Raw genomic sequence first — 24,636 nt, forward strand, 5'->3', positions numbered from 1 at the left:
TGGTCGACGGCCTCGTCGCGCAGCAGGCGCCGTGGGGTGCCACGCCGCTGGCCGACCGCGCCGGCTGGCTGCGCCACGCGGCCGATGGGTTGGCAACGACCGATGCCGACCTGGCGGCCCGTTGGCGCGCGCTGGCCGCGCAGGCCGAGACCCGGCTGGCTGCGCACGCGCTGCCCGGCCCGACCGGCGAGAGCAACGAGTTGCGGCTGCACGGGCGCGGGGTCTTCGCTTTCATCGGTGGCGCGGCGCCGGCGGCCGAGCTGGCCACCGCGGCGGCGGCGGCGCTGGTGGCCGGCAACACGGTGGCGTGGGTGGCCGACGAGGCGGTGCTGGCCGCCGCGAGGCCCTGGCTGCAGGCCCTGCAGCAGGCCGGGTTGCCCCAGGGGGCGCTGCAAGGCCTGGGTGGCAGCGCCGAGACGCTGGGCACGGCGCTGGCCGCCGAGCGCCGCGTGGCCGGGGTCTGCGCCACCAGCGCCGACTGGCTGCCGCGCCTGGCCCGCCAGCTGGCGGCGCAAGACGGCGCGATCGTGCCGCTGCTGTCGCTGCAAGAGGCGACCAGCGCGCGCCAGCTGTACCGCTTCTGCGCCGAGCAGACGGTGACGATCAACACCGCAGCGGCAGGCGGCAACGCGGCGCTGCTGGCCGGCCTGCACTGAGCCCGCGGCCAGGGCCCATCCAGGCCCGGCCGCCGGCTGCTCAGTCCAGCTTGACGCCGATCTTCGCGATGATCGGCGCCCAGCGCTTTTGCTCGGCGTCGACTACGCGCTTGAAATCGGCCGCGCTGCCACCGACCGGCGTCAGGCCCTGGTTGTCGAGCGCGCTGCGCACCGCGGGTTCGGCGAGCACAGTGTTGACGTCGGCATTGATCTTGGCGATCACCGCAGGTGGCGTCGCGGCCGGCACGAACAGGCCGTTCCAGGCCATCGACTCGACCGCCTTGTAGCCGGCCGAGGCCAGCGTCGGCAGATCCTTCATCGACTCGACCGGCAACGCACTGCTGACCGCGATCAGGCGCACCTTGCCCGACTTGACGTGCGGCAGCAGCGCCGGCGCGACCATGAAGGTGGCATCCGTCTCGCCTTGCGCGACCGCCATCGCCGCCGGCGGCGAGCCGTTGAACGGGATGTGCGTGGCCTTCAGGCCGGCCTCGGCGAGGAACAGCTCCATCGTCAGGTGGGCCGAGCTGCCGTTGCCGAGCGACGAGTAGTTCATCGCGCCGTTGGCCGCCTTGGCCCAGTCGACGAACTCTTTCACCGTCCTGGCCGGCACCTTGACTGCATTCACCGCCAGCACGTTGGGTTGCGAGGTGGTCATCACCACCGGCGCCAGGTCCTTGGCGGCGTCGTAAGGCACCTTGTTGTAGAGAAAGGGCGCGAACGCGATCGGGCCATTGAACGACAGCACCATCGTGTGGCCATCCGGCGCGGCCTTGGCCGCCACATCGGTGCCCAGCATGCCGCCGGCACCGGGCTTGTTCTCCACCACCACCGGCTGGCCCCAGCGCTCGGCGAGGCGATCGCCGAGCAGGCGGGCGATGATGTCCAGCGAGCTGCCCGGCGGCGCCGGCACGGCGATCTTCACTGGCTTGCTGGGCCAGGCGGTTTCAGCCCACGCGGGCAGTGGCGCGGCCAGCGCCGCGGCGAGGGGCAGCAGGGACAGCAAGAGACGGCGTGAAGGCATGGGTGGGTCTTTCGAGGCGGCTCAGGACGGGATGCCGATTGTTCCGCAGCCGGACATGAAAAAGGCCACCCGAAGGTGGCCCGTATCGAAGGCAATGGGCTGCTTACTGCTTGCGGCCGTTGAAGCTGCCCTGCTGCTTCTTCAAGCGCCAGGTGCCGACCAGTGAACCGCTGTTGGGATCGATCACGCCGGTGAACTGGGTGGTGCCGGTCTGGCCGTTGCCGGTCATCACGATCGATCCGCCCGCACTGGCCGTGCCCACGACATTGAAGCTGGTGCCGTTCGCCGATTGGCCGACGCCGCTGATGCGGCCGTCATTGGCCACCATGATGGAGAAGACGCCACTGTCGCCGCCGCTGAACTGGCCTGAGAAAGCACCGACCAGCGTGGCCGGGAGCGCGCCCCCCACCGAGGGGGGTGTCTGCGTCGCGGCCAACTGCGCTGCAGACGGCTGGCCCACCGAGCCGCTGCCGGTCGCGGCAATCGACTGCGAGGCGTTCTGCACCGAGGCGGCCGAGGTGTTGCGGATCAGTTGCGGCTTGTTGCGGATCTGCTGGACGATCTTGTTGAAGTTGTCGAGCAGGCTGGCGGCGATCAGCTTGCCTTCGGGCGTCTTGCTGTAGCCGCCGCCGGAGGCCCAACCAAGATCACCCCAACCCCAGGCATCGACGCTGAAGTCCATCTTGGTGGCCTTGCCTTCGGCGCTGGCCACCTGGATGCCCGAGCGCACGTCAGCGACCAGCAGCGTGGTTTCGGCTTCCTTGAACTTCACACCGCCCGCGACGCTGCTGATCTGGCCCAGAAGGCCGCCTGCCCGGCTGAGCAGGTTGCTCACGGAGCCGCCGACACCGCCGGATTCATCGCTGAACTGCACGGCTGGCGTCATCACGAAGTCGGCCGCCTGCATCTGGCCGCCGCCAAGGTTCGAACCCTGCTGCAACTGCCCACCGGCTGCCAGGGCACGTTCCTGTTGCAGGTTCTGCATGGCTGCGCCGCGCTCGACGACGGCAAAACAACCCGACTCCTGCGCGATCATGCGCAGCATCGTGCTCGGCGAACCCAGCTTGTAGTAGGACAGCCGCGTGAGCATGTAGTCCTGCACCTCCGAGACTGCCAGGCTGCCCATTTCTCGATCGCAGTGTTCGATCGAAGGCTTTGAATTACCAGCCCAGGCCGCGTTGGCAGCGATCAGCAGGACGCCAAGCGTCGTCAGGCGTTGTTTCATCAGGGGGGCTCCCATCCTTGGAGGATTCTTCAAAAAGACGCAAGCCGGGCGCGGGCCCGGCTTGACGCACCGACCGGCCACTTTCGGGCCGGCCAGGCTGCAACGCGAAGTCTAGCGCCGCCGATGACAGCGACTGCGCCGACCCCCCAATATCAGGGATACAGGCCGCGCTCTTCGCGGGCGGCCAGGATGCGCTCGCAGGCCACCGCGAAGGTGGCGGTGCGCAGCGTGATCTGGTGCTGATCGGCCACGTCCCAGATGCGCTTGAGCGCACCGACCATGATCTTGTCCAGCCGCAGGTTGATCTCGTCTTCGGTCCAGAAGAAGCTGGAGAAGTCCTGCACCCACTCGAAGTAACTGACGGTCACACCGCCGGCGTTGCAGATCACGTCCGGGACCACCAGGATGTTGCGGTCGGCCAGGATGTCGTCGGCGGCCGGCACGGTCGGGCCGTTGGCGCCTTCGAGCACCAGCTTGGCGCTGGTGCGGCGGGCGCGGTCGGCGGTCATCTGGCCTTCGAGCGCGGCGGGGATCAGGATGTCGACCTTGACGTCCCAGAACTCCTCGTTGCCCATCGGCTCGCTGCCCTTGAAGCCGGCGACGCCACCGGTGGCCTTGACGTGGGGGATCAGCTCGGCGAGGTCGAACCCGCTGCCGTTGTAGATCGTGCCGGTGTGGTCTTGCGCGGCGACGATCTTCGAGCCTGCTTGCGCGAACAGCTCGGCGGCGGCCGAGCCGACGTTGCCGAAGCCCTGGACCGCGACCTTGGCGCCGTTCAGGTCCAGGTTGATGCGGCGGGCGGCTTCACGGCCGGTGACGAACACGCCGCGGCCGGTGGCCTTGACACGGCCCAGCGAGCCACCGAGGTGGATCGGCTTGCCGGTGACGACGCCGGTGGCGGTGGCGCCGACGTTCATCGAGTACGTGTCCATCATCCACGCCATGATCTGCGGGTTGGTGTTCACGTCCGGCGCGGGGATGTCCTGCTGCGGGCCGATGATGATGCCGATCTCGCTGGTGTAGCGGCGCGTCATGCGCTCCAGCTCTTTGGTCGACAGCAGTTTCGGGTCGACGCGGATGCCACCCTTGGCACCGCCGTACGGCAGGTTCACCGCGGCGTTCTTGATGCTCATCCAGGCCGACAGCGCCATCACCTCTTCGAGCGTGACGTCGGGGTGGTAGCGCACGCCGCCCTTGCCCGGGCCGCGCGACATGTTGTGCTGCACGCGGTAACCCTCGAAGTGGGCGACGGTACCGTTGTCCAGCTCGATCGGGATGTCGACGATCAGCGCGCGCTTCGGGCGCTTGAGCGTGTCGACCCAGCGGGCCAGGTGACCCAGGTAGGGCGTGACGCGGTCGACTTGCGACAGGTAGGTGCCCCAGGGGCTGTCGGCGGTCGGGTGGACAAAGGAAAGCGGGCTGGACATTTCTCGTGGACTCCAAGAGGTGAATACAGCGGTGGCTCACCTCGTGAGTCAGCCGCCGCGGCATGGGTCGGCACTCTAGTGAAGAGAGGGCCGAATTTGTCTCCGAGCTGCATGCATTGTTTGCATAACCCCATCCGCATCTGCTCATGTGTACAGGGCGCGCGACCTCTACACTGCCGGGCCATGACGTCCAACCTCACTTCCGCGACCATCGCTTTCATCGGCGGCGGCAACATGGCATCGGCCCTGATCGGCGGGCTGATCCAGTCGGGCCATGCGCCCTCCGCGATCCACGTGATCGAGCCCTTCGCGGCCCAGGCCGACAAGCTGCGCCGGCAGTTCGGCGTGGTGGTCGAAGCGGCGGCGAGCCCTGCATTGGCCAGCGCTGCGCTGGTGGTGTGGGCGGTCAAGCCGCAGCTGTTCAAAGAGGCCGCGCAGCCGTGCGCTGCGCACGTGAAAAACGCGCTGCAGCTGTCGGTGATGGCAGGCATCCGCAGCGCTGCGATCGCGCATGCCACGGGCAGTGCCCGCGTCGTGCGCACGATGCCCAACACGCCGGCGCTGATCGGCCGTGGCATGACGGGCCTGTTCGCCAGCGCCGCGGTGACGCCCGATCAGCGCCAGATGGTCGAAAGCCTGCTCGCGCCGACCGGCGAGCTGCTGTGGGTCGAGCGCGAAGAGCAGCTCGACGCGGTCACCGCGCTGTCCGGTTCGGGCCCGGCCTACGTCTTCTACTTCGTCGAAGCGATGATGCGTGCGGGTAACGAGTTAGGCTTGTCTGCCGGGCAGGCGCGAACTCTGGCTGTCGGCACCTTCGCCGGCGCTGCGGCGCTGGCGGCGCAGAGCACCGAAGCGCCGGCGGTGCTGCGACAGAACGTGACCTCCAAGGGCGGCACCACCCACGCCGCGATCACCACGCTCGACGAGCGCGGCGTGATGGAAGCATTCGTCCAGGCGCTGCATGCGGCGGCGCGGCGGGCGAAGGAATTGGGCGACGAATTCGGCGCCTGAGCCTCAGCACCAGTTACCTGCCGATACGCACCCGCTGCAGGGTGCTGTGCACCCATCGCGCGTGACCTGCGTTGGAGTGCTGCCCCTGATCTAGGAGATACCCGATATGAACACCTCGCAACGACTCGCCCTGCTGACGGCTGCATTGGCTCTGACGACGGCCGCCCAGGCCGAGAACCTCAAGCCGGGTCAATGGAGCCGAAACTCGTCGATTTCGGCGGACGGCCAGCATTGGAACCAGGTCCCGCCGAGCCAGGGCTGCCTGACCCCGGCCGAAGCGAGCCGGAGCATCGAGGAGAGCATTCAGAAGATGGTGTCGGAGGCGACCCAGTCCGGCTGCCGCGCCGTGAATGTGAAGGCGGATGCTGGCAAGGCGAGCGGCCGTTTCGAGTGCCCGCAGCCCAGCGGCACGGGCACGGTGGACGTGCAGGCCAGCTACAGCAGCGATCGCTACGAAATGTCGATGGTCGGGACGAACCTGGCCGATCGCAACGGCAGCGGCATGGTCATCCCGAAGATCTACATGAAGCACGAAGGCCACAACGTCGGCGCCTGCAAGGGCTGACGCCGCCAGAGGCGCGGCTCTGCCGCAGCGGGGTCAGAGCCGTGCCAGTGCCACCGCCGTGCCGGCAAAGACAGCGAAGCCGACCCAGTGGTTCAGCCTGAACGCCTTGAAGCAGCCGTCGCGTGAGCGCCCGCGAATCAGCGTGTAGTGCCACGCGGCCTGCGCGCCGCCAACCGCGATGCCGGCCCAGACCAGCCGCGGCACGCCCAGGCGCGTTGTGACCCAGCCCCAGCTGACGAGATAGATCGCGTAGAAGACCATCACCGCGGCCACGTCATAGCGGCCAAGTGTGATGGCCGAAGTCTTGATGCCGATGCGCAGATCGTCGTCGCGATCGACCATGGCGTACTCGGTGTCGTAGGCCAGAACCCAGAACAGGTTGATCGCGAGCAGGCACCAGGCGTGCCATGGCACCGCGTTGCCCACGGCGGCGATGTTCCAGAACTGGCTGCCCTGCACGGCGGCGAACGCCATCGGGATGCCGAAGCTGAAGGCCACCCCCAGCACCGCCTGCGGCATCGACACAAAGCGCTTCGCGTACGGGTAGGCGATGGCCACCGCCAACGCCAGGACCGACAGCAGGATGGTCGGCGGGTTGGTCGTCAGCACCAGGCCGAAGGCCAGCAGCGCGAGCACGGCACCCAGGCCCAGCGCCTCTTTGACCGGCAGGGCGCCGCTGGTCACCGGCCGGTTCGCCGTGCGCTTGACATGCTTGTCGAACTCCCGATCGGCCACGTCGTTGACGCAGCAGCCCGCGCTGCGCATCAGGATCGTGCCGAGCGTGAAGACGATGAGCAAATGCCAACCCGGGAAGCCGTCCGCCGCGATCCACAGCGCGGCGAGCGATGGCCACAGCAGCAGCAGCCAGCCGGCCGGGCGGTTCCAGCGGATCAGGTCGAGGTACAGCGCGAGGCGCGAGCGCGGCGTGGGGTTCGTCGAAGAGGCAGTGGCCATGCGGCGGATTGTCGCGCCGCCTCGCAGGCGGCATTGCGCTGATGCAGGCAGCCTGCGGTTACGTCTTGAGCGATCTTCGACGACGCGCTGGTCGGCCGCTGCCGCAGCCCCTGCGTTGCGCAGACTACCGACAACAAACAGGGATTGCCCTCATGGCTCGCCGACAACACCTACGCCCCACCGACTTGTTCAACTTGCGCCGTGCCGCAGCGGCCATCGCCGTGGCCATCACCGCGGCTTCGCTCGCCGGCTGTGGTGGCGGCAGTGACGATGAGGTCGAGCCCGAGCAAGGCAAGCTCTACTACGGCTACTACCAGGAAGATCCGCTCAACAACCCCGAGGATCCGACGCCTGGTACGCTGGTCCTCAACTTGCCCTCGGGTCCCGGCAGCTTCTCGGGGCAGATGCCGTTCTCATATGTTGGTTGTATCGGCGGCGCCGACATTGGCACCGTCACTGGCCAGCGCACCGACACGGGCATGACCGGCCAGTGGACCGGCGTTGTCGACAACGCGCCGGTCGGTGGTGCCTACGTGGGCAGCTACGACAGCGCGAAAGATCAATTCAGCGGCACTTACACCAATGCCGGTGGGAAGGTTCACGTCAGCGGCCCGAACGACTGCAGCCATGACATCGCCGCCAACGGCACATGGAAGCTGTACGGCGAAACGGTGACGACGCCTTCCAACTTCGTTGTGTCGTCCACCGGCGGCGTCACGCCGACTTGGTCGTGGCCCAATCTGGGTAATACGGTGTACTACCTTGTCCGCGTGTTCGATCAGAAGTGCCTGGCCGCCTCGGTCACGAGCGCCGATTGCATGATGGGTGAAGGGCAGACGCTCCTGAATCGCATCGCCTATCCGGCGGAGTTTCCTTCCGCCAAGCCTCTGAAGGACGGTGGCAGCTACCTCGTTGCCGTGCATGCCGTCGACGTGGCCGATGGGTGGAAGCAGATCGGCTTCACGACACGCATCGACAAGCCTTGAACATGGCATGACCCGGCGGCGGCGTCGGGCCGCCGTGTTGGGCGTGCTTGTCGTCGGGCGCGTTCGACGGCTCGATGCCCTTGCACCGCGCTATCGCAGAACGAGCCACTGGCGCAAGGGCGAACCGTGTTTCCAGATGCGGTGTTCGGCCAGGTAGTGGGTCCACGACAGGCAGACCAGCACCCCGCCGGGGAGAGCCAGCGCCGCCACTGAAGTCAGCGCGATCGACAGGGGCCACAGGCACCAGGCGATCCAGCCGCCGCGCAGGCCCAGCCATGCGTAGAGCTTGTTGGCCCCCGGCGCGGCGCGCGCCCGCGCGTTGGCCACCGTGCCGTAGACGAGAAACGCGGTCACGTCGTGCACGCAGCGGAACAACCAGATGCTCAACAAAGGGTAGCCCAGCACCACCAGCCCGTAGCCAACGATGGCCGTGAACTGCATGCTCAGCAGGGCTCGCACGTCGCCGCCATGCCGCCGGGCCTGGTAGGCGAGCCACGCGCCCAGCGGCACAGAGCCCAACAAGAACATGCCGGCCGCCACCAGCCATGGCTCCGGCAGCTCGGTGACGGGAACCATGGCCTCGCCGCCGATCGCCGTGGCTGCGGTGCAGCCCACGCCCGCCATCAGCACCCGCCAGATCCGCATGGGCCACAGGCCGTGCGGCAGGCGCGCCAACCCGGCCTGCCCCGCCGCCATGCCGGTCTGCTGGCCAACCACATGAACCATGGTCGTCAGGATCAGCGCCAGTGCGATCTGTTTGGAGTCCAGCAAGGTGAGGGCCAGCAAGGTGCCCACGGCGGCCGCCACTGCCGACGGCACCAGCACGGGCATCGCCCCGCGCGTCAGTTCGCGGTCGCCGAGCAGGAAGAAGCTGGCCAAGACATGCGGGAAGCCAAAGACCAAGCTGTAGATCGGAAGCGCGGCCGGGCTGGCAGGCAGCAGCTCACGCAGGCGGCCCTGAAAGGCTCCGAGATCGACGACGACCGCGATCGCCAGCAAAGGTGCCATCGCATAGACGGCCAGCAATTGCTGCCTGGACAGGCCAGGCGCCCCACGCGCCGCGTTCACGGTGTCGCGCGGGCCAGCTCTTGACGCAGCGCTGCCAGGTTGGAATGGGTGCGGGCCAGCGTTGCCGAATCGGCGCTCGGGCCTTGTTTCAGCAGGCTGTTGAGCACCGACTGTTCGTGTTGCAGCTCCAGCTCGAGGATGCGTCTTCGTTCGGACTCGCCTTCGTTGAGGCGGACGCGGTTGGTGGCCACCGCCTTGGATGCGCCGGCTGGCGCAGGCGCCAAGCCGGGCGACGAGGAGCAGTTCGACGGCGCCGCCCCGGCGCCGCCCACGATCATTTCAACCGACCCGCTTCGGCAGACGCGAACGCCGTCCGACGACTGCGCCGCCGCGCCGGCCGGCAGCCAGACGACAAGCAGCCAAGCCGCCAGCGCGCTTGAGATGGGGTTGTGGTTCACTATCCTTTGGCGTTGGTGACAGGCACTGAAAACACACGGCCCACGTCATCTTCGATGGTGACGGGAATGCTCTCCATGCAAACGCCATTGATGAACGTGATGGCGAATCCCTGGCCGCTGGCGGTGACCGTCTGCTTGTCGAGTTGCATGCCCTCGGGCATCGAGTTGGTGAGCTTATAAGGGGGCTGGCCGCCGTAGACAAAGACGGTCGGCCCTGCGCCAATGGCACACGCGTCTTGGGGGCCGGCGACCGCGACGCTCGCGGGCGCTGCATAGAGCGAATCGGGCGGGCCGGATTCGTTGCCGCCGCCACCACAGCCCGTCAGGGCCGCCACACAAGCGGCCAGGCCAGCCCGCCAGGGCCATTGATTCATCTTCCGCACAAAAACTCCTTGTTCAGTTGGATTCAGCACGCGACTGCATTTCGACAATCGCAAAACTTTCGATCGGCATGTAGACCGCGTCGCCGAGAGGGCGCTTGTAGTACTTCAGGCAATCGGTCGGTGACGTGGCCAGCAGGGCATCCCACGGCTTGACGTTGCCGTAAGCCTCGACGCCGATCGAGCCCCCGCACATCATTCGCGAGATGACGCCGCCGATCAGCGGCACCTTCATTTCGTAGCCGTACCTGACACGGATCTTGAGCAGATTGGCATCGCGGATGTTCTGCCTGGACTTCGAGCCGGGCGCCAGATCGCGGTACTCCAGGTTGTCGTTCGGGATGTACGTGACCTTGGTCTTCGGGTCCTTGATGCCGAAGTCGGAGAAGGTGTCCTTCGAAGGACTCAGGACTTCGATCTCGGCTCTGAATGGGTTGAGGCCCGCGTTGGCGAGCTGTGACTTCAGGTAGGCCTTGGCCATCCGCTCCTTGTCGCCCGTGATCGTGTTGTCCTGGTAGAACGGGATCAGGCCGCGGATCAGCGCTTCGCGCATGTAGCCTTCGTTCGCGTTGTGCAAGGAACCGATCCGCGCGGCCATGAAGGTGGCGTGGTTCAGCGTCAGTTTGGCCATGTAGACCATGCCGAACTGGATCAGGCTGAGCACAAACAGCGTTGCCAGCGGAAAGACGATCACGAATTCAACCATCGTGATGCCGCGAGCGTGGCGCGGACGCCGAAGAGGGAGGCGTTGCAATCGATAGATCATGATGAAGTCGCCTGACGGGTAAAGAAGGTGCGGCGAAGCAGTGCGAGCACGCACCATGCGCCGGCCAGCAACAAGGGGGCTCCGGCCAGCCAGAGGGCAGCGCGGTGGTAGGGGGTCATGCCCTCGCGGGCCTGCAGCCGAACCGGCAGCAGAAGGGCTTGGGCGTTGGGTGCCCGAGCCGTCACCTGGCCGCGGGGTGAAATCAAGGCGGAGGCCGCGCCCTGGCTGACCCGCAGCACATACTTGCCGGCTTCCATGGCCCGCACGCGTGCCACGGTCAGCATCTGTTCACGGTACAAGAGGTTGTCCACCCACATGTCGTCGGCGAGGTTGACCAACCAGTTGGCCTGGCGCGCGCGTGCCGCCATCGTCAACGGGAACGACAGCTCATGGCAGATCGACGTGCCGATCACCTGGCCGCCGGCAAACAGTGGTTCGGTCAACTCCGGCGGGCCGCCGCGCTGGCTGCTGCGCACCTTGTCGAACATCTGCTCGTACAAGGGGCGCAGCGTGTCGGGCCAAGGCAGGTACTCGCCGCCCGGCACCAGCCGCTCCTTGGCATACAGGGATTGACGGTCCGGTGACAACTGGACCACGGTGTTCATCATGTGAACGCCTTCGTCGTCACGCATCAGATGGGGCATGCCGAGCAGCGCATGGACGTCGCGCTTTCGAACCAGCTGCACCAGGTCCAGCCAGCTGCCTTCTGCCACCTTCGGCGGGGGCTCGGGAAAGAAGGTTTCCGCCGTGACCACCACGGTGCCGGGTGAAGCCTGCATCAGCGCTGACTCGAGTTGATCGACCGCTTCGTCACGGTCCTTGCGCGACCAGTGCTTGCCTCGCTGCGGCGGCGGTTGAACGGCCAGCGCTACCACATCAGCCACGTCTTGGGGCTGCATCCATGCGGGCAAGTCGGATTTCTCCATTTGCCAGAGTGCCGCCCAGGCCAGCACGCAGATCAGCAGCCCCAAGGCAGCCCAGGCGGTGGCGCGCCGCGCGCCGGCCAGCAGAAACCAAACCACACACGCCGACAGCACGGCGCTGAATGAGACTGCCCAGCCCCAACCGGCGGCCCCCACCACCGGGATGGCCACTTGTGCCCCCGGCATGTCGACAAAGGCAGACCCGAGGCTGGCGTACCCGCTGCCGAGCCAGCCCCACTGGCGCACTGTCTCGGCGCATGCCAGGGTGAGGCCGAATTTGACCGCCAGCCGGACGGGGTCGCGGTCATGGGGGGCATTGGCCTTGTGCGTTGCCCAGTCGAGCAGCAGCCACACCGAGAGCGCTGGCAGCAAATGGGTGACGGCGAAGAACGCCAGCACGGCCGCCTGCCATGCCGCGGTGTGGGCGCCTTCTCGAACGCCCAGAACGATCCAGCCGGTGCCCGCCACCTGCCAGGCGACCCAACCCGCCGACAGGGCAATACAGCCTTGCAGCGGCGATCGCCTGGACGCCGCGATCACGACCACGCACATGCACGACAGCGCGATCCAGCAAACCGGCCACATGTAGGGCCAGGCCGCACCGATGCCCAGCGCGGCGCCGGACAAACCGGATCCGCACCACAACATGGTCGCTGCGCCGTCGATGCGCGCGCGCTGCGGCTTGATGCGCAGCATCTGGCGGGGCATTGCGATTGCTCGCTGTGCCCGCCCTCGCGTCATCGCGGCTGGTGTCGCCCGCACTGTTTCTCCCTCTACACGCCGTCTCGGCGCGCGAGTCTCAGGGCGGATGAAAGACAAATCAAGCTTGAAACGCCATCCGCATCACTGTTTCGAAACTTTTACTCTGTGTTGCACAAACGGCCGGATTAGGGGGATGCCTGCTGCTAAGGGCTACGACTATCGTTGCGCCGGCGAGCCGTTCGTAAACGGTTTCGCGCTTGTTCGGTCCTACGATTGTTCGCAAGTCATTGGCTGGCGACGCTGTGGGCACCTTCGTTAACTATGTAAGTGAGGAAACATCATGAAGTTGTTCGCCAGCAAGTCGCTGCGCCACCTGCGCGGCCAGGGCATGACCGAATACATCATCATCGTGGCGCTCATCGCTGTCGCGGCGATCGGTGTTTACAACCTGTTCGGCGCCACGGTGCGTAACCAAACGGCCGGTATGGCTGCAGCTCTGGGCGGTGCCGGCACCGAAGCCCAGAAGGCCAACAAGAAGGGCGTCGATAACGGCAAGGAATCCGTCAAGGAAGCCGCCGCAGTCAAGAGCCTCGACAACTTCACGGCTGGCGCCACCGTCAAGCCGAAGTAATCCGTTACGGGCTGAACGATCGGGGGTGGCGCCTGCGTGCGCCCTCCCATCTCATTGCTTGTGGGTCGCCGGTGGGAGAAGTTGATGCGTGCAAATACGAGTTGCCGCCGCCAAGAGCGCGGTCAGGGCATGACGGAGTACATCATCATCGTGGCGTTGATTGCCATTGCGGCGATCGGCGTCTACAACCTGTTTGGCCGCACGGTTCGGCACCAGACGGCTGGCATTGCCGCTGCCGTGGGCGGTGACGGGCTCGACGCCCAGAACGCGAATAAGTCCGCCGTGTCGACCGGCAAGATGGTGACCGTCGAGGCCGCGGCCAAGATCGGACTCGAGAATTTCACCGAGCCGGCCAACACGAAGTAACTGAAGCTTTGGGTCCCCGGCTTGGGGGCATTGCGGCGCGGCGAGCGCCCTGGGCGTTCGGTCCCGATCAGAGGTTGACATGGGAATGATTTCGCGATGCGCCCGCCTGGTGCTGTTGCTCCTGGCGTTTGTGCAGTCGTCTGCCGCATTGGCCAGCGATACGGACTACCGGGACCACCCTCTGCTCAGCGGCATGCCGAACTACGAGGTTCGGGACAAGTCCGTCAAGGCCTTCGATGCCGTGACGCTCGATCCCGAGTACGACCTGCACGAAGCGAAGGGCGCGAAATACACCGGCCCGATGAGCTTCGAGGGCAAGGTGACTCGCCTGGTGTACTCGCAGCCGGGCAGTGAGCGCAGCAAGATCGAGATCTATCGCAACTACAAGGCGGCGATCGAAAAGCTGGGCGGCAAGCTGATCAGCGTGCCGCCGGATGCCGATGTGTCCGGCCAGCAGATTTTTCGCATCGAGCAGGCAGGCAAGGCGCCGGTCTCCGTGCTGCTCAAGGTCCCCTACGAGTCGGAGTACTACCTTACGATCGTCGAGCACCAGGCCATGGCGCAAACGGTGCAGGCGGGGGAGCTGGCCAAAGAGATCGTCAGCAACGGCTTTGCGACGGTCTACATCAACTTCGACACCAATCAAGCGGTGCTGAAGCAAGACGGCGTGGCCGCCGTCAAAGAGATCGCGCTGCTGATGAAGCAGCAGCCGAAGCTGAAGCTGAACATCGAAGGGCACACCGACAACGTCGGCTCGGCGGCAGACAACAAGAAGCTGTCTCAGGCGCGCGCCGAAGCCGTTGTGAAGGCCGTCGTCGCCCAGGGGGTCGATGCCAAGCGCCTGGTGGCCGTGGGCCGCGGGCAGGAGTCGCCGGTTGCCGACAACCGCAACGAGGCAGGACGCGCCAAGAACCGTCGCGTCGAGCTGGTCAAACAGAGCTGACCCTTCGGGGTGTGGAGCAACGTGATGCGTCCCCCGCCGCCAGGGCTTCGGGAGGCACAGGATGTGGAAAGGGAGATGCGATGAAGTTCACCGTGCGTAGAGTCGCTGGTCCGTCACGCCGCCATCTGCGCGGCCAGGCCGTGATCTGGCTGATGGGCACGATGGTCGCTTGCGCCGCCATCCTGTATGGCGTGTTCAGCACGGCTCAGATCACGGTGGCCAAGCAGCGCACCATCAACGCGGCCGATGCCGCGGCGCTGGCCGCCTCCACGGTGCAGGCCCGCGTGCTGAACCTGGCGGCGTACAACAACCGGGCGATGGTGGCCAATGAGGCCTTCCTGATCCAGATGCTCAGCATCGAGAGCTGGCTGCAGTACTTCGGCACCACCGCCAACAACTTCGGCACGCTGGCCGACATCGTCGGTATCTTCATTCCGCCGATCGAGGTCATCGGCCAGATTCTCGACAAGCTCGCCACTGCGACCAACAAGGTCCACGACGTGCTGGTCAAGGTCGACGACAAGGCCATCATCCCGCTGATCGAAGCGTCCAAGTACGCCCTCGTCAACGCGCACATGGCCGTTATCAAGGTCGGTGGGGTGTTGGCCGAAGACGCCGCCACCAAGGTCGTCGAAGCCAACCGAACGAACTTTGGCACCCATGAAGACGTGGGCGTCGAGATCGACAAGCGGCCCAAAGTGCGCGCGGCCACGTTCATCGCCAACGAGAAGGACTGGCTGAACTTCACCACCCAGTACACCGGTGCGGGCCGCAAGGATTCGGCCGAGGTCGTGCTGGAGTCGCGCGACCGCTTCTCGGCCGAGCGCAACGGCAAGTGGTATTTCAACCTCAACGCGGGCCTGGTCGGCACCGAGAAGCGCGGCGGCTCCACGCTCAAGGACTTCAACCATTGGGAGACCGAGGACACCCTCGAGCTCTGGGAGAAGGTGCCTTGCAAGTCGGGCATGTGCAAGGAGTACCAGCCGATCGGCTGGGGCCGCTCCAATGCCGACAAGAATGGCAGTGCCGGCGAGGTCTGGGAGCCCAAGCGCATGGCGCAGAAGTTCGCCTATGAAGAAGCGACGTCGCACGGCGGCAACGGCGGCAAGTTCATGAACTGGAGCGGCGTGCCCGAGGTGTGGGACGTCAAGGACAAGTCGGCCAAGGCCCGTGCCACGCTGGGGGTCGACTTCATCGTGGCCACGCGCAAGTCGCGGGCCGCCGTGCTGACGACCAACCAGATGGGCATGGGTGAGGACACGCCGGCCGTGACGGGTTCGGGCGACATGAAGGAGCGGGCGGAGGCCGACCAGTACACCGCCTTGGCCAAGTCCCGAGTGTTCTTCGAGCGTCCGCAGCGCGGCCTGGCCAACGACAAGACGGGCGGCCCCTTGTGGCGCCCCGATAACGCCAAGGAATACGGCTCGCTGTTCAGCCCGTACTGGCAGGCCCGGTTGACGGACCTGACGCCCCTCGAGAAGGCCGGCATGCTGGCGGCGATGGACATGCTGCCCGACAAGGTGCTCTACACGCCAGGGGGGCAGGACAAGCCATGAGGTGGATGCCCGGATCGTCGGCGCTGAATCAGGCGCTGGGCCCTGTGATGGGCGCCGCCTTGGCAGTCGCCTGTACGGTGAGCCTGGCCCAGGACAGCCGTTCGCCGATCCACGTCCACCGCGTGGCCACGGGCAACGTGGAGGGCTTGAAGAATGCCATCGGCCTGAGTGTCGAGGCCTGCCGCGCCGCCAAGAAGCTGCCCGCGGGTCCGGTGCAACTGCCGTCCGACACCTACCTGGGCAAGCTGGCGGTGGTCGAGGCTGAGGAATACTTCGACGGCCCCAACCATGCGACCTTCCACACGGTCCGTCGCGTGGCCGCGGACCCTGCCAGCTCGAATTGCCAGCTGATGTTGTTCATCGAGCGGTCGGCGTGGTCGGGGCAGTTCTGCGGCAATGCCACCCAGGGCAGCAGCACCTCGGTCAACAAGCTGCTCGACTACGCCCAACCGGAGCCGCCCAAGGTGACGGTGAACAACGTGGCCGCGCCGCGGGCGGGTTGTGGCAAGAAGCCCCAGGTGTACGACATCACCGGGCTGCCGACCGAGGACGCCGGGGGCGCGTCGTGCGTGTGGGATTCAGACGTGATCGCCAAGGACCTGCGCAAGGCAGGGGTCGCGGCCCAAGGGCACAAGAAGGGCAGCCCCGAAGCGGATTTCTGTCTCTATGCACGCCAGCCGATCTATGTCCACAACGGGCACCACGAACTGGTCGTACTGAAGAGTTCGGGATCGACAGAAGGCGACGTATTGGATCAACTGCTGGGTGAAAACACCGCCTACCTGAACGACCGCCTGGTCGGCTTCACCGACGGCACACCCATTCCCCCCGATCGTTTCGGCGCGATCGCCGTGCGGAATTTCTTGGCTCAACCGGCGAAGACGCCTTTGGGAGATAACCGATGAAGTATTCGAGCGCCCATTCCGGCCGTTCCATGCAGCGCGGTCAATCAATCGCCGAATTCCTGGTGGCGTTGGCGGTGCTAACGCCCTTGTTCATGGCCGTCACTTACGCTGGCCGCTACGGCGACCTGCAGATGACGGCCACCCAGGCCAGTCGTTATGCGGCATTTCAGCGCGCGCGCGAACCCAGCGAGAGCCGCTTGGGCAACAGTGTGCTGGAAGACCAGATGCGCACCCGCTTCTTCGCCGACGGCAAGTATTTGAACAAGGGCCATCTCCAGTCGGACGACAGCATCGACAAGCTGAAGAAGGAGAAAGGTCAACCGGCGTTGTGGACCGACCTGAGCGGCGCGCCGCTGCTGACGACACCCGAAAAGAACATCACGGTGAACTGGACGGATGCGCCGGTGGGTTCAGCCGGTGCCGCCAAGGCCATGGGGCTCATGACCAAGACGGCCGGCAAGAGCTACAACGGGGGCAAGGTTGCCCAGGTGGAGGTCAAGCTCGCCAACAAGCTGGATCTGGTGTCGGATTCGCCCAAGCCGATCGTCATCGCTGCGGCCACCGCCGCCATCGGCGACTCGCTCAACAGCGGGGGGTCGATGCCCACGCGGGACGCGGCATCGACCCTTGTGCCAACGTCCAAGGTGCCCGGCGTCTTGAAGGGCCTCTTGGAGGAAGCCCTCAGCCTGTTCGAACCCGAAGGGCCGATCATCGGCTGCATCAAGCCGGACGTGGTGGCCCACGAGCGTCTCGATGGCGCGCCCGACAACAGCGCATGCAAATAGCCCAGACACAACGATGGGTGTGCTGGGTGATGTCTGCCATGTTTGCGACGCCTGCCCTGGCCGGCCCCAATTGGCCCGACGTGCCCGACCCGCCGCGTTCCAAATCGGAATGGGTGGCGCGCGATGCCGTGGTCAATGGCCTGCCCAGCCGCGTCGAGCGATTCGAATCGGACCTCACGCCCAGCGAAGTGCTCGACTTCTACCGGGCACGATGGGCCGGTGCCAAGGCCGGCCCGCCGCGCGAAACCAACGCGGGCGGGTGGCAAGGCATGTCGACCCTGGTGGACGATTTCCAGGTCGCCGTCCAGGTCAGGCCGCGCAGCCCTTCGGGTAGCGAGGGGCTGATCAGCACCGCCCATTTCGGCGGCGTGCGCAAGGATCCGTTCCCGTCCCAGCTGCCCCGGTTCACCGACACGCGGATCACGCAGATCACCGAGTCGATCGACGGCAATCAGCGCAGCCAATTGGTCTCGATGGTCAGCAACGAAAGCTTCGACCTGAACATTTCACGCTGGCGTGGCGAATGGCTGCGGCGGGGCTGGCAAGTGGCCTTCGAAAAGCAGTCGCCAGTCGACCGCGACGGCATCAAGACCTGGCTGGCCAGTTTCAGCAAGCCTCCGCAGTCGGTGGATCTCGCCATGACCTGGCGCCCAACCGACCGCCGCACCTACCTCACCGTCAACCTGCTCGGCCCTGTGGACGGAGCACGCCCATGAAGCATCTCCATGTGTCGCTGACGAAGTCGCCAATGGCCTGCGTGCACCGTTGGCGCCGGCTGGGTTCGTCCCAGCGCGGGCAGGCCATGGTCGAGTACGCCCTCATCGGCGCCGTGCTGGCTTCCGCGTTGTTCGTGCTCGAGTTCGACGGCAAGACCGGTGCGCAGTACCTGACCGAGATGATCCGGGCCTTCTTTCGCAATCTCACCTACTACATTTCGCTCCCCTGAGGGGGATGGGCGTGCTCCATGGCATTTCAGAAACCAAAGATCAACACCAATTGGCTCCTCTTGGGCGTAGCGATCGCGCTTGGCGTCGGCGCCGTGGTGATGAGCAACCACCTGATCCAGCGCCGCATGGCGCAGCTCGAGGAAGCGGCCAACAGCGGCAAGCAGACCGTCAGCGTGGTGGTCGCCAAGCGTGATCTGCAGCGCGGAGAAACGATCTCGTCCGAGTCGATGGCGGTGCGCGAGATGCCGGCAGAGTTCGTGCATGCCGATGCAATTCGACCGGATCAGTTCGCCTCCATGGAGCATCAGCGCCTGGCGGTGCCGATCAAGCGCGGCGACGTGCTGTTGCCGGTGCATTCCGAGGGCAATGGTGGGCAGGTCTTTTCTGCCACGTTGAAGAAAGGCCTGCGGGCACTGACATTCGAGGTCGATGCCGTCAACTCGATTTCGGGCATGCTGCGTCCGGGCGACCGAATCGACCTGATCTATTCGGCCCGCCCGGTGAATGCCGGTTCCGAAGACGTGGACGTCACCGCGCCGCTGTTGTCCAACGTGACCGTGCTGGCCACCGACCAATCGCTGACCAAGCGGGATGACGAGTCCGGCAAGGAGCGCTCGTTCTCGACCGTCACGCTCGAGGTGTCGCCGTACGACGCCAACCGCATCATCGTCGCGAAAGAGTCCGGGCGGCTGACGGCGGTGCTGCGGCACCCGGACGATGAAGCCGACAACACCACCCGCGCCCTGACGGCCGCCAACCTGGCCAGCCACGGCGACGGCCGCGCCAACCTCGGCCCGTCGATCGAATACATCGTCGGCGGCGGCGGTGGTGGCCCGGCCGACACCCAGTTCCAACTCGCTCGTTTGGCGTCCGCCGCACTGTCACCGGCCGGTCAAGCCAAAACCAACCGTACAGGCACCGCGGCGCCTGCACCTTCCGTGCGCTGAGCCCGCATGCCATTGACGAAAAACACGTTCCGTGATCTTGGGGGGAAGCGTCTTGTTGTCGCCCGTAATGTCTTTTGTTGCCCGCGGCTTGGTGCCGCTGGGTTTGGCCGTCGCGCCTGTTGCCTCGGCATGGGCACAAGCTGCGGGTACGAGCAGCACGCCGCATGATGCCGGCGCGGGGCGGGGGCAGGTGAACCCCCAGCCCGTGCTGACGACGCCTGGCACCCTGATCGAGACGCAAAGGCCTGCCAGCCCCGTCACCCGCGCGCCGGCCGGGCCGGTGGTGGTCGAAACCGGGCTCAAGCGGGTGATGGCCGTCGGCGAGGTGACCACGATCGGCCTGCCCGGCGTCGCGCGCATCGCCATCGGCAACGGCGCCTTGGTCAAGGCCACGGTGGTCGACGATCGCGAGATTGTTCTGCTGGCCGAAGGGCCGGGCCAGACGGTGATGCACGTGTGGCTGCGCAACGGTCGCCAACTCAGCTACGAGGTGCAGGTGCTGGCCTCGCGCGCCAGTTTCGTGCTGGACGAACTGCAGGCCCTGCTGCGGGAGACCCAAGGCATCACCGCGCGGACCGTGGGTGAGCGCGTCATCATCGAGGGCCGCTACCCCAATGCCGAGGCGGCCGCGCGAATCAAGCTGCTGGCGACGCATTTCCCGCAGGTGCTGAACCTGGTGCCCGATGCGCCGGCCGATGCCGACCCGCTGCAAATGGAGCGCATGGTCCAGATCGACCTGCGCGTGGTGGAAGTCAAGAAACGCGCGCTCGACCAACTCGGCATCAAGTGGGCCTCCAGTGCCAACGGGCCGGTTCTGGCGACCACCGCGCTGGGCTACGCCAACACGCCATTCCGGCCCGGCAATCAGTATCTGATCGACTCGCTCTCGCCGGTCAACACCGCGCATCCGATTTCCACCTTCTTCGGCATGGCGACCCAGATCACGTCGGCGCTGCAGTTCCTGGAGCAAAACGGCGACGCCTGGACATTGGCCGAACCGCGTCTGTCGTGCCGCAGTGGCGGCTCCTCGGAGTTCCTGGCGGGTGGCGAAATTCCCATTCCGGTCGGGCAAGGGTTCGGCGTTGTCTCGGTGGAGTACAAGAAGTACGGTGTGTCGATCGAGTTCAAACCCGTGGCCGACGCCGAGGGCAACATCGATTCGCACCTGCTGATCGAGGTCAGTGAGCCTGACACCCGCAACGCCAACGGTGGCTTCATCGCGTTCACCACCAACCGCACCGAAACCCAGCTGGCCCTGAAGACTGGTGAGCCCCTGGTCATCTCGGGCCTGCTGCGGCAGAAGTCGGACAAGTCCGGGGACGCGATCCCGGGCCTGGGCCGGTTGCCCTTCATCGGGATGCTGTTCGGGGCCAAGGAAGCGCGCACCGAGCAGACCGAACTTTTCGTGATCGCCACGCCCCGTGTGGTCACCCCGGAGTCGGCGCTGAACAAGCTCGGCCTCGAAAAGGCCGCCGCCTTGGCCGCCGAGACCGACGAAAAAACGCGTGCCAGGCTCGAGGCAAAGCCTGAGACGGCACCGGCAGTCGACAGCGCACCAGCGGGTGGCGCCTCTCGCGGTACGCGATAGCCCTCCGAGGATCATTCCATGCTCACGATTGAAATAGCCGGCAGTTCTGCGTCTTCGTCCAACCCGTTGCGCATTCATGCGCCCCGCTGCGTGATCGGCAAGGACATGGACTGCGAGGTCACGCTGCCGGGCTGGCGCGTCAGCAAGCGGCACGCCGAAGTGTTCGTGTCGAACGACCGCGTCTATGTGCGCGACCTCGATTCGACCTTCGGCACGCTGGTCAACGACCGCAAGCTGGAACAAGCCCATCCGGTGGGCAACAACGACGAAATCAAGATCGGCTCCCACTCGTTGAAGGTGATGTGGCACCGGCCCGGTGGCGACGACGCCACGCCAGCGGAAAGGGCGCCCGCTGCCAAGCCTGCCGACAAGCCCGGCCGCGGCGCGGCTCCGGCTGCGACCCGCGCACCGCAACAGCAGCCGGCCGCCGCTGCGGCACCGGCGCCTGCGCCGGCCGCAGTCGAGCCCGCGCCGGTGACCCCGTCGCCCATCAATGAAGAGCAGTACAAGTTCCGCCGCCTGCTGCATGACCGGCTGCTGGAAGCGTTCGACGTCCGCCGCACCGACACACATCGGATGGCGGACGACGATCTGCGCGAGCTGACCGAAAAGCTGATCCGCGATCTGATCGCCAAGATGGGGTCGGACCTGCCGCCGCACATCGACAAGCAGCACCTGCTGGACGAGGTGCGGGATGAAGCGATCGGGCTGGGCCCCCTCGAGCCCTTGCTGGCCGATGCGTCCATCACTGAAATCATGGTGAACCGCCACGACGAGGTGTTCGTCGAACGCATGGGGCAGCTACAGCGCTGGCCGGCGGTGTTCACCAGCGACCGGGCGGTGCAGGGCATCATCGAACGCATCGTCGCGCCCATCGGCCGCCGCATCGATGAGAGCTCGCCGATGGTCGATGCGCGACTGAAAGATGGCTCGCGCGTCAACGCCGTGATTCCCCCGCTGGCGTTGAAAGGCCCGTCGATCACGATCCGGAAGTTTTCCAAGCGCAAGCTCGGCTCCGACGACCTGTTGAAGTTCGGCTCGGCCAGCCCGGCGATGATCGAGTTCCTGCGTGTCTGCGTCGAAAAGCGCAAGAACATGCTGATCTCTGGCGGTACCGGCTCCGGCAAGACGACGCTGCTGAACATCCTGTCGAACTTCATCCCCGATGGCGAACGCATCGTCACGATCGAGGATGCGGCCGAACTGCAACTGCACCACAGCAACATCGTGTCGCTCGAGGCCCGCCCGGCCAACATCGAAGGCAAGGGCCACATCTCGATTCGCGAACTGGTCAAGAACTCGCTGCGGATGCGCCCCGATCGGGTGGTCGTCGGTGAATGCCGTGGCGGTGAGGCGCTGGACATGCTGCAGGCGATGAACACCGGCCACGACGGCTCGCTGACCACCGCGCACGCCAACAGCCCACGCGACATGCTGGCCCGTCTGGAGGTCATGGTGTTGATGGCCGGCATGGACCTGCCGGTGACCGCCATCCGCGAACAGGTGGCCTCGGCGATTGACATCATCGTGCAGCAGACGCGTTTTGCCTGCGGCACCCGCAAGGTCACCAGCATCGTCGAAGTCACCGGTGTCGAGAGCGGCAAGATTCAGCTGCAAGAGGTGTTCGCCTTCGAGCAGACCGGCATCAATGCCGCTGGCAAGACCCAGGGCTTCTTCGTCGGCCGCGGCTTCGTGCCGGAGTTCTACGACGAACTGGCGCGCATCGGCGTGCCGCTCGACCTGGGGATCTTCAACGATGGTTTGCCGCCCGACCAGGACGAGGAGCGTCGGGGATGATGCTCGACTACGCGCTGATCAGCCTGATGGTGCTCGGCGCCGTGATGGCGGGTCTGTGGACGCTGCGCAGCGCCTACCAGGGCTGGCGCGAGCAGTTCACCGAAAACGCGCGGGTCTCGATGGAGGACATGTTCCTCTTCCTCGATCCGCGTGCGCTGTTCCGGGCCAACGTGGCCCTGTTCCTGTTGCTGCCGCTGTTCGTCTGGTTGGCGACCGGGGCGTTGTTCTTCGCCGTGGTGGCCGCCCTGTTCGGCGCCATCTTTCCGCGTGTCGCCTGGGTCGTGCTGCGCAATCGCCGCATGGCCAAGCTGGTGCTGCAGCTGCCCGACGCGTTGACGATGATGGCAGGCTCCCTGCGCGCGGGCGCCAGCCTTCAACAGGCCCTCGACATGGTCGTCAAGGAGAGCCCGGCACCGATCTCGCAGGAGTTCTCGCTGTTGCTGCGTGAACAACGCCTGGGCTTGGCGCTGGAAGATTCCCTGCGTGGCATGGCCCAGCGGCTGAAGGTCGAAGACATCGAACTGTTCGTGTCGGCGATGAGCATCGCCAAGGAAGTCGGCGGAAATTTGTCCGAGATCCTGGACCGCCTGTCGAGCACGCTGCGCGCCAAGCAGGTGATGGAAGGCAAGATCAAGGCGCTGACCTCGCAGGGCAAGCTGCAGGGCCTCATCGTCGGCATGCTGCCGATCTTCCTGGCGGGCATTCTCTATGTGATGGACCCGGCGTCGATGATGCCCTTGTTCGTCACTTGGTACGGCTGGGGCGTGATGGCGGGGGTGTTCGTCATGCTGATGTTGGGCGGCTTCTTCATCAAGAAGATCGTCACCATCGATGTGTAGGTGGCAACCATGAACGACACCATCTTCGTCTCCATGATGGCGGGCGGTGCGCTGGCCATCGCTGCCTTCTCGATCTGGCGCCTGGTGGCCGAGCTGGGAAGTGCCGAGACCATCTACCGCGACCGTCCGCCCAGCGGCTTCCGCTGGCTGTGGCCCGCAGTCAACATCTTTGCCAATACCTTCGGCTTCCTGTTGCGAGGCGATCGCGAAGCCGCGCTGTTGGCCAGGCTGCGCAAGGCTGGCCAGGAATATGCGCTGACCCCGCATCAGTTCTTCGGCGGCAAGCTCGTGGGCCTGATGCTCGGTGCTGTGGTCGGCATGGCGCTGGCTGGTGATGGCATGGTGCTGATGGGGGCACTGCTGGGAGGGCTGTTTGGCTTCGTCTACCCCGACATATGGCTGAACGACCACACCAAGACCCGCAACCTGGCCATCCTGAAGGCGTTGCCGTTCTTCCTGGACATCGTCACCCTGTCGATCGAGGCCGGCCTGAACCTGACCGGCGCGCTGCAGAAGTCGGTCGACAAATGCAAGCCCGGCCCGCTGATGGTGGAGATCAACCGCGTCCTGCGTGACGTGCGCGCCGGCAAGCCGCGCATCGAGGCACTGCGCGACCTGGCCGATCGGATGGACTACGCGCCGATTTCCAGCCTGGTCAGCGCCTTGGTGCAAGGCGAGCTGATGGGCTCCAGCCTCGGACCGATTCTGCGGGCCCAGAGCGACCAGCGCCGCACCGAGCGGTTCCAGCGCGCCGAGAAGCTCGCCATGGAGGCGCCGGTCAAGATGCTGGGCCCGCTGATCATGTTCATCTTCCCCTGCACCTTCGTCGTCATCGGCTTTCCGATCGTCATGAAGTTTCTCGCGTCGGGCATGTGAGCCGGCGGCACGAGGTCCCATGTCCTTGATGAACCTGCATGTCGACGGCCAGCGCACGGCCTGGCGCATCCGCCAGGCCGCGCGCTGGTGGTCGCGGGCCATTGGCTTGCTGGCCACCCCGGCGCTGGAAGACCCGTGCGGGCTCTGGATTGCGCCATGCAACTCGGTCCATACGCTGGGCATGCGTTACCCGATCGACGTGGTGTTCGTGCGCAGCGACGGCACGATCGCGAAAGTCGTCGAGCAACTGCGCCCCTGGCGCGCCGCAGGGTGCCGCCAGGCCCGCTTCACGCTCGAGTTGCGCGCCGGGTTGGCGAATCAACTTCAATTGAAGCCGGGCATGGTGCTCGCGCTGGCCGCCTGAGCTCTCA

At 66.0% G+C, this 24,636-nt stretch carries 27 protein-coding genes and 1 pseudogene; 19 read left to right on the top strand and 9 right to left on the bottom strand.

The genetic code is table 11. The features are described 5' to 3' along the window. Positions 1 to 107 precede the first annotated feature (107 nt). Positions 108 to 656 (top strand): annotated as a pseudogene (locus tag ACE3SG_RS11020) (aldehyde dehydrogenase family protein); the annotation flags it as partial. A gap of 40 nt (positions 657 to 696) precedes the next feature. Here the strand turns inward: ACE3SG_RS11020 and ACE3SG_RS11025 are convergent. The 3 genes from ACE3SG_RS11025 to ACE3SG_RS11035 all read right to left on the bottom strand — a co-directional run bounded on the left by ACE3SG_RS11025 (position 697) and on the right by ACE3SG_RS11035 (position 4,332). After that, the gene (locus ACE3SG_RS11025) at positions 697 to 1,680 is read right to left on the bottom strand and encodes a Bug family tripartite tricarboxylate transporter substrate binding protein (protein ID WP_374564951.1); all 984 of its coding nucleotides are present in this window, start codon (positions 1,678 to 1,680) and stop codon (positions 697 to 699) included. Between the two features lie 103 nt (positions 1,681 to 1,783). Next, on the bottom strand, positions 1,784 to 2,905 hold the full coding sequence (locus ACE3SG_RS11030; RefSeq protein WP_374564952.1) for a CsgG/HfaB family protein: 1,122 nt from the start codon (positions 2,903 to 2,905) through the stop codon (positions 1,784 to 1,786). A 152-nt stretch (positions 2,906 to 3,057) separates the two neighbouring features. Next, positions 3,058 to 4,332, bottom strand: coding sequence for a Glu/Leu/Phe/Val dehydrogenase (locus ACE3SG_RS11035; protein ID WP_374564953.1), 1,275 nt, complete (start codon positions 4,330 to 4,332; stop codon positions 3,058 to 3,060). Positions 4,333 to 4,515: 183 nt separating this feature from the next. Between ACE3SG_RS11035 and proC the strand changes: the two genes are divergently transcribed. Both proC and ACE3SG_RS11045 read left to right on the top strand, forming a co-directional pair. Continuing rightward, a complete protein-coding gene (gene proC / locus ACE3SG_RS11040; protein ID WP_374564954.1) occupies positions 4,516 to 5,343 on the top strand; it encodes a pyrroline-5-carboxylate reductase in 828 nt (275 codons plus the stop codon). Between the two features lie 106 nt (positions 5,344 to 5,449). Then, positions 5,450 to 5,908 carry a DUF3617 domain-containing protein gene (locus ACE3SG_RS11045; RefSeq protein WP_374564955.1) on the top strand — a complete coding sequence of 153 codons (459 nt, stop codon included), beginning with the start codon at positions 5,450 to 5,452 and terminating at the stop codon, positions 5,906 to 5,908. Between the two features lie 33 nt (positions 5,909 to 5,941). Here ACE3SG_RS11045 and ubiA read toward each other — a convergent pair whose 3' ends face one another. Next, positions 5,942 to 6,862, bottom strand: a complete 921-nt coding sequence (gene ubiA / locus ACE3SG_RS11050; RefSeq protein WP_374564957.1) for a 4-hydroxybenzoate octaprenyltransferase — start codon at positions 6,860 to 6,862, stop codon at positions 5,942 to 5,944. Between the two features lie 185 nt (positions 6,863 to 7,047). On the opposite strand from ubiA, the gene ACE3SG_RS11055 reads away from it, so the two are divergent. Further along, positions 7,048 to 7,848, top strand: coding sequence for a hypothetical protein (locus ACE3SG_RS11055; RefSeq protein ID WP_374564959.1), 801 nt, complete (start codon positions 7,048 to 7,050; stop codon positions 7,846 to 7,848). A gap of 90 nt (positions 7,849 to 7,938) precedes the next feature. Here ACE3SG_RS11055 and ACE3SG_RS11060 read toward each other — a convergent pair whose 3' ends face one another. Both ACE3SG_RS11060 and ACE3SG_RS11065 read right to left on the bottom strand, forming a co-directional pair. Continuing rightward, the gene (locus ACE3SG_RS11060; protein WP_374564960.1) at positions 7,939 to 8,847 is read right to left on the bottom strand and encodes a hypothetical protein; all 909 of its coding nucleotides are present in this window, start codon (positions 8,845 to 8,847) and stop codon (positions 7,939 to 7,941) included. A 65-nt stretch (positions 8,848 to 8,912) separates the two neighbouring features. After that, on the bottom strand, positions 8,913 to 9,107 hold the full coding sequence (locus tag ACE3SG_RS11065) for a hypothetical protein (protein WP_374564961.1): 195 nt from the start codon (positions 9,105 to 9,107) through the stop codon (positions 8,913 to 8,915). Here ACE3SG_RS11065 and ACE3SG_RS11070 point away from each other — a divergent pair. Continuing rightward, positions 9,100 to 9,333: a hypothetical protein gene (locus ACE3SG_RS11070; RefSeq protein WP_374564962.1), complete on the top strand. Its 234-nt coding sequence runs from the start codon at positions 9,100 to 9,102 to the stop codon at positions 9,331 to 9,333. The genes ACE3SG_RS11065 and ACE3SG_RS11070 overlap by 8 nt on opposite strands. On the opposite strand, the gene ACE3SG_RS11075 is transcribed toward ACE3SG_RS11070, so the two are convergent. The 3 genes from ACE3SG_RS11075 to lnt are packed head-to-tail and all read right to left on the bottom strand — an operon-like array spanning position 9,314 to position 12,079. Then, positions 9,314 to 9,697 carry a hypothetical protein gene (locus ACE3SG_RS11075; protein ID WP_374564963.1) on the bottom strand — a complete coding sequence of 128 codons (384 nt, stop codon included), beginning with the start codon at positions 9,695 to 9,697 and terminating at the stop codon, positions 9,314 to 9,316. The genes ACE3SG_RS11070 and ACE3SG_RS11075 overlap by 20 nt on opposite strands. Positions 9,698 to 9,710: 13 nt before the next feature. Then, positions 9,711 to 10,460 (bottom strand): TadE/TadG family type IV pilus assembly protein, encoded by a 750-nt coding sequence (locus tag ACE3SG_RS11080; RefSeq protein ID WP_374564964.1) that lies wholly within the window; start codon positions 10,458 to 10,460, stop codon positions 9,711 to 9,713. After that, positions 10,457 to 12,079 (bottom strand): apolipoprotein N-acyltransferase, encoded by a 1,623-nt coding sequence (gene lnt, locus ACE3SG_RS11085; RefSeq protein ID WP_374564965.1) that lies wholly within the window; start codon positions 12,077 to 12,079, stop codon positions 10,457 to 10,459. Before lnt ends, ACE3SG_RS11080 begins: the two co-directional genes overlap by 4 nt. A gap of 346 nt (positions 12,080 to 12,425) precedes the next feature. Between lnt and ACE3SG_RS11090 the strand changes: the two genes are divergently transcribed. The 14 genes from ACE3SG_RS11090 (at position 12,426) to ACE3SG_RS11155 (ending at position 24,629) form a co-directional block, all read left to right on the top strand. Further along, positions 12,426 to 12,716: a Flp family type IVb pilin gene (locus ACE3SG_RS11090; protein ID WP_374564967.1), complete on the top strand. Its 291-nt coding sequence runs from the start codon at positions 12,426 to 12,428 to the stop codon at positions 12,714 to 12,716. 129 nt (positions 12,717 to 12,845) lie between these two features. Further along, the gene (locus tag ACE3SG_RS11095) at positions 12,846 to 13,082 is read left to right on the top strand and encodes a hypothetical protein (RefSeq protein ID WP_374564969.1); all 237 of its coding nucleotides are present in this window, start codon (positions 12,846 to 12,848) and stop codon (positions 13,080 to 13,082) included. A gap of 79 nt (positions 13,083 to 13,161) precedes the next feature. Next, positions 13,162 to 14,025: an OmpA family protein gene (locus ACE3SG_RS11100; RefSeq protein WP_374564970.1), complete on the top strand. Its 864-nt coding sequence runs from the start codon at positions 13,162 to 13,164 to the stop codon at positions 14,023 to 14,025. 80 nt (positions 14,026 to 14,105) lie between these two features. Then, on the top strand, positions 14,106 to 15,581 hold the full coding sequence (locus ACE3SG_RS11105; RefSeq protein WP_374564972.1) for a hypothetical protein: 1,476 nt from the start codon (positions 14,106 to 14,108) through the stop codon (positions 15,579 to 15,581). Further along, complete coding sequence (locus tag ACE3SG_RS11110) at positions 15,578 to 16,486, top strand: hypothetical protein (protein ID WP_374564974.1); 909 nt, start codon at positions 15,578 to 15,580, stop codon at positions 16,484 to 16,486. Before ACE3SG_RS11105 ends, ACE3SG_RS11110 begins: the two co-directional genes overlap by 4 nt. Further along, a complete protein-coding gene (locus ACE3SG_RS11115; RefSeq protein WP_374564976.1) occupies positions 16,483 to 17,271 on the top strand; it encodes a TadE family protein in 789 nt (262 codons plus the stop codon). The genes ACE3SG_RS11110 and ACE3SG_RS11115 overlap by 4 nt, the downstream gene beginning before the upstream one ends. 38 nt (positions 17,272 to 17,309) lie before the next feature. Further along, a complete protein-coding gene (locus ACE3SG_RS11120) occupies positions 17,310 to 17,987 on the top strand; it encodes a hypothetical protein (RefSeq protein WP_374564977.1) in 678 nt (225 codons plus the stop codon). Further along, the gene (locus ACE3SG_RS11125; protein ID WP_374564978.1) at positions 17,984 to 18,217 is read left to right on the top strand and encodes a Flp family type IVb pilin; all 234 of its coding nucleotides are present in this window, start codon (positions 17,984 to 17,986) and stop codon (positions 18,215 to 18,217) included. Before ACE3SG_RS11120 ends, ACE3SG_RS11125 begins: the two co-directional genes overlap by 4 nt. A gap of 18 nt (positions 18,218 to 18,235) precedes the next feature. Continuing rightward, on the top strand, positions 18,236 to 19,165 hold the full coding sequence (gene cpaB, locus ACE3SG_RS11130) for a Flp pilus assembly protein CpaB (RefSeq protein ID WP_374564980.1): 930 nt from the start codon (positions 18,236 to 18,238) through the stop codon (positions 19,163 to 19,165). A 67-nt stretch (positions 19,166 to 19,232) separates the two neighbouring features. Beyond that, positions 19,233 to 20,753, top strand: coding sequence for a type II and III secretion system protein family protein (locus ACE3SG_RS11135; RefSeq protein WP_374564982.1), 1,521 nt, complete (start codon positions 19,233 to 19,235; stop codon positions 20,751 to 20,753). 18 nt (positions 20,754 to 20,771) lie between these two features. Next, on the top strand, positions 20,772 to 22,550 hold the full coding sequence (locus tag ACE3SG_RS11140; RefSeq protein ID WP_374564984.1) for an ATPase, T2SS/T4P/T4SS family: 1,779 nt from the start codon (positions 20,772 to 20,774) through the stop codon (positions 22,548 to 22,550). Beyond that, positions 22,547 to 23,389, top strand: a complete 843-nt coding sequence (locus ACE3SG_RS11145) for a type II secretion system F family protein (protein ID WP_374564985.1) — start codon at positions 22,547 to 22,549, stop codon at positions 23,387 to 23,389. The genes ACE3SG_RS11140 and ACE3SG_RS11145 overlap by 4 nt, the downstream gene beginning before the upstream one ends. Positions 23,390 to 23,398: 9 nt before the next feature. Next, positions 23,399 to 24,265 carry a type II secretion system F family protein gene (locus tag ACE3SG_RS11150; RefSeq protein ID WP_374564987.1) on the top strand — a complete coding sequence of 289 codons (867 nt, stop codon included), beginning with the start codon at positions 23,399 to 23,401 and terminating at the stop codon, positions 24,263 to 24,265. Positions 24,266 to 24,284: 19 nt separating this feature from the next. Next, positions 24,285 to 24,629, top strand: coding sequence for a DUF192 domain-containing protein (locus tag ACE3SG_RS11155; protein WP_374564989.1), 345 nt, complete (start codon positions 24,285 to 24,287; stop codon positions 24,627 to 24,629). Positions 24,630 to 24,636 lie beyond the last annotated feature (7 nt).

Origin of the sequence: Ideonella sp. (assembly GCF_041914305.1) — a bacterium.
Classification (GTDB): Bacteria; Pseudomonadota; Gammaproteobacteria; order Burkholderiales; family Burkholderiaceae_C; genus Ideonella.